Source organism: Mycobacterium sp. (assembly GCF_039583805.1).
Classification (GTDB): Bacteria; Actinomycetota; Actinomycetes; order Mycobacteriales; family Mycobacteriaceae; genus Mycobacterium.
Genome location: NZ_JAVKSH010000043.1, coordinates 22919 through 26604 on the forward strand (window position 1 = coordinate 22919; position 3686 = coordinate 26604).

Sequence of the window (3686 nt, forward strand, 5' to 3'; positions counted from 1 at the left end):
AAGGGCCAGCCCCCCGGTCTAGATCACGCCGCGCTTGAGGCGGCGGCGTTCCCGCTCCGACAGCCCGCCCCAGATGCCGAAGCGCTCGTCGTGCGCCAGGGCATATTCCAGACACTCGGTGCGCACCTCGCAGCCCAGGCAGATCTTCTTGGCCTCGCGGGTGGAGCCGCCCTTCTCCGGGAAGAACGCCTCGGGGTCGGTTTGCGCGCACAGCGCGCGGTCTTGCCATTGGTCGCGGGTAACCGGCTCTGACGCAACCACTTCGGGCGCATCGGGAACCAAGCTCAAGTGCGGGCGGGTCGCTAGTCCCGTCACCCGCGATGCGGCGTTGAGGTGTTCTCCGCCGTGTTCTCCGCTTGCCACTCGTCCCCAACGGTGCTCATAGGACATGGTCCGGCTCCTCACCTGGCCTGGTTGATGGTGAATGTCGCCACTGTTTTGGTATGCGTCCATTTGGTATGTGCCCATACCAATTCGAACAAGTGATCGAATCTCGGTCTGCGACACCGGGTCCGGCCGGCCAACCGGGAAATGACACTGCTGTGATTACACACTCGTAACCTGTCGTGGTCAAGCAGTTGAACGCAATTGCTTACCATCTCGTGACCATTTTTTTGCGCTACCGCGCCCAGGCGTGTCGCGGCAGGCTCGCCGGCCCGGCCACCGTCCGGGCCGGCGCACGGCCGGAACGGTCGCCGGGCGTACTGTCGTGCGATGTGAGGGTCACCGTTCTGGTCGGCGGGGTTGGTGGCGCCCGTTTCCTGCTCGGCGTACAGCACCTGCTCGGGCTAGGCCAGTTCGCACGCGACGATGCCATCGACCACCAACTGACCGCGATCGTCAACATCGGCGACGACGCCTGGATGCACGGCCTGCGAATCTGCCCCGACCTGGACACCTGCATGTACACCCTCGGCGGCGGCGTCGACCCGCGGCGCGGCTGGGGTCATCGCGACGAAACCTTCTCCGCGAAGGAGGAACTGGCCCGCTACGGCGTGCAACCGGATTGGTTCGAACTCGGAGACCGCGACCTGGCCACTCATCTGGTGCGCACCCAGATGCTGCGCGCAGGCTATCCCCTGTCGCAGGTCACCGAGGCTCTGTGCGACCGCTGGCAACCGGGCGCGCGTTTGCTGCCGGCAAGCGACGACCGCTGCGAAACCCACGTCGTCATCACCGATCCCGCCGACGGCGACCGTCGCGCCGTCCACTTCCAGGAATGGTGGGTGCGCTACCGCGCCGAGGTGCCGACGCACAGCTTCGCGTTCATCGGTGCTGAAACAGCCTCCGCCGCAACCGAAGTGGTCGCCGCCCTGACCCAGGCCGACATCATCTTGATCGCGCCGTCGAACCCGGTGGTGAGCATCGGCGCCATCCTGGCCATCCCGGGTATCCGCGCAGCGCTGCGCTCGGCCGCTGCCCCCGTCGTCGGCTACTCCCCGATCGTCGACGGAAAACCCCTGCGCGGTATGGCCGGTGAATGTTTGCGTGTGGTCGGTGTTGATTCCACGGCCGAGGCGGTCGGACGGCGCTACGGCGGCCGCGCCGGCACCGGGATCCTGGACTGCTGGCTGATTCACGAGGGTGATCGCGCCGACGTCGACGGTGTGACGGTGCGCGCGATACCACTGCTGATGACCGACCCCCGGGCGACCGCCGGGATGGTCAGCGCGGGGCTGGAGCTTGCGGGTGTGGCAGCGTGACCGAGCACGGCGCCTCCTCGACGATCGAGATCCTGCCCGTCACCGGGCTCCCCGAGTTCCGTCCCGGCGACGATCTCATCGCTGCGCTCGTCGCGGCCGCACCGTGGCTGCGCGACGGCGACGTCGTGGTCGTCACCAGCAAGGTGGTGTCCAAATGCGAGGGCCGGCTGGTGCCGTCGCCTGACGAGTCCGAAGCGCGAGATGGTTTGCGCCGCAAGCTGATCGACGCCGAGACGGTTCGTGTGCTGGCCCGCAAGGGCCGCACGCTGATCACCGAGAACCGGCTCGGCCTGGTGCAGGCAGCCGCCGGCGTGGACGGCTCGAACGTGGCGGCGGCCGAGCTGGCGCTGCTGCCCGTCGACCCGGACGCCAGCGCCGCGGCGCTGCGCGCCGGGTTGCGGGAGCGCCTCGGCGTGACGGTGGCCGTGGTGATCACCGACACGATGGGTCGCGCCTGGCGCAACGGGCAGACCGACGCCGCCGTCGGCGCGGCCGGCCTGGCCGTGCTGCACAGCTACGCCGGCGCCGTCGACGCCCACGGCAACGAGCTACTGGTGACCGAGGTCGCCGTCGCCGACGAGATCGCCGCCGCCGCGGATCTGGTCAAGGGCAAGCTGACCGGTATTCCGGTGGCGGTGCTGCGCGGCTTGGCGCTGCCGGACGACGGCTCGACTGCGCGGGACCTGGTGCGGGCCGGGTCGGAGGACCTGTTCTGGCTGGGGACCGCCGAGGCCGTCGAACAGGGCCGCCGCGAGGCGCAGCTGCTGCGCCGCTCGGTGCGGCAGTTCGCCAGCGAGCCGGTTCCCGCGCAGCTCATCGAGGCCGCGATCGCCGAGGCGCTCACCGCACCGGCACCACACCACACCCGTCCGGTACGGTTCGTCTGGCTGCAGACCCGGGCGACGCGGACCCGGCTGCTGGATGCCATGCGCGAGCGGTGGCGATCCGACCTGGCCGGTGACGGCAAGTCCCCCGACGCGATCGAGCGGCGGGTGATGCGCGGCCAGATCCTTTACGACGCAACGGAAGTCGTGATTCCGATGATGGTGCCCGACGGCGCGCACCTCTATCCGGACGCCGCCCGCGCCGCCGCCGAGCACACCATGTTCACCGTCGCGGTGGGCGCCGCCGTGCAGGCGCTGCTGGTGGCGCTGGCGATCCGCGGGGTCGGCAGCTGCTGGATCGGGTCGACGATCTTCGCCGCGGACCTGGTCCGCTCCGAACTGGGTGTACCTCACGACTGGGAACCCCTGGGCGCCATTGCGATCGGCTACCCCGCGGAGCCCGTGACCGGGCCGCGAGACCCGGCCGGAGTCGCCGATCTGCTGGTGTGCAGGTGAGTGTTCTGCCGATGGATGTTCGACAGTCGGCGATCGCGCTGTTGATCGACTGGCGCGCACCCAATCCTGCGCAGGACTCGTTGCGGCACGCGGTGCTGTCGTTCCTGTACGCCCGCGACGACGCCTGCCGTCGTGACTGCGCGCCGGGACATGTCACCGCGTCGACGCTAGTGCTCGACAATTCCGGCCGACGGGTGCTGCTCACCCTGCATCCGCGGCTGGGCCGCTGGGTACAGCTGGGCGGGCATTGCGAAGACGCCGACGCTGACATTGCCGCGGCCGCGCTGCGCGAAGCCACCGAGGAATCCGGCGTCGCGGATCTGCGCCTGACGGCGGAACTGGCTGGCGTGCACGTGCACCCGATCACTTGTTCGCTGGGTGTGCCCACCCGGCACCTCGACCTGCAGTTCGTCGCGCACGCGCCGCCCGGCGCACGAATCGCGGTCAGCGACGAGTCGGTGGACCTGCAATGGTGGCCCGTCGACGGGTTGCCCGACGGCAGCGACGCTGCGCTGGCGGATCTGGTGGCGCGGGCATCGAGTGGGCTTCTGTAACCACTTGTTCCCCGTCAGAATGGTGGTGGGTCGTCGTCGTCGGTGTCGGGTGGGGCGGACCCGAAATAGCTTGGGTGCTCGGCTTGTCG

General features: G+C 69.4%; 4 protein-coding genes. 3 read left to right on the forward strand and 1 reads right to left on the reverse strand.

Annotated features, from left to right (window positions below):
• Nucleotides 1–18: 18 nt before the first annotated feature.
• Nucleotides 19–390 (reverse strand): WhiB family transcriptional regulator, encoded by a 372-nt coding sequence (locus tag ABDW21_RS07905; protein WP_343600967.1) that lies wholly within the window; start codon nt 388–390, stop codon nt 19–21.
• A gap of 326 nt (nt 391–716) precedes the next feature.
• On the opposite strand from ABDW21_RS07905, the gene cofD reads away from it, so the two are divergent.
• The 3 genes from cofD to ABDW21_RS07920 are packed head-to-tail and all read left to right on the forward strand — an operon-like array spanning nt 717 to nt 3597.
• Nucleotides 717–1703, forward strand: coding sequence for a 2-phospho-L-lactate transferase (gene cofD, locus ABDW21_RS07910; protein WP_343600966.1), 987 nt, complete (start codon nt 717–719; stop codon nt 1701–1703).
• On the forward strand, nt 1700–3043 hold the full coding sequence (locus ABDW21_RS07915; RefSeq protein ID WP_343710273.1) for a coenzyme F420-0:L-glutamate ligase: 1344 nt from the start codon (nt 1700–1702) through the stop codon (nt 3041–3043). Before cofD ends, ABDW21_RS07915 begins: the two co-directional genes overlap by 4 nt.
• Nucleotides 3044–3054: 11 nt before the next feature.
• Nucleotides 3055–3597, forward strand: a complete 543-nt coding sequence (locus tag ABDW21_RS07920; RefSeq protein WP_343710274.1) for an NUDIX domain-containing protein — start codon at nt 3055–3057, stop codon at nt 3595–3597.
• Nucleotides 3598–3686 lie beyond the last annotated feature (89 nt).

What these genes read in the sequence shown, in the direction of transcription:
- ABDW21_RS07905 (WP_343600967.1), bottom strand. Translation starts at nt 390, where the DNA reads ATGTCCTATGAGCACCGTTGGGGACGAGTGGCAAGCGGAGAACACGGC.
- ABDW21_RS07920 (WP_343710274.1), top strand. Translation starts at nt 3,055, where the DNA reads ATGGATGTTCGACAGTCGGCGATCGCGCTGTTGATCGACTGGCGCGCA.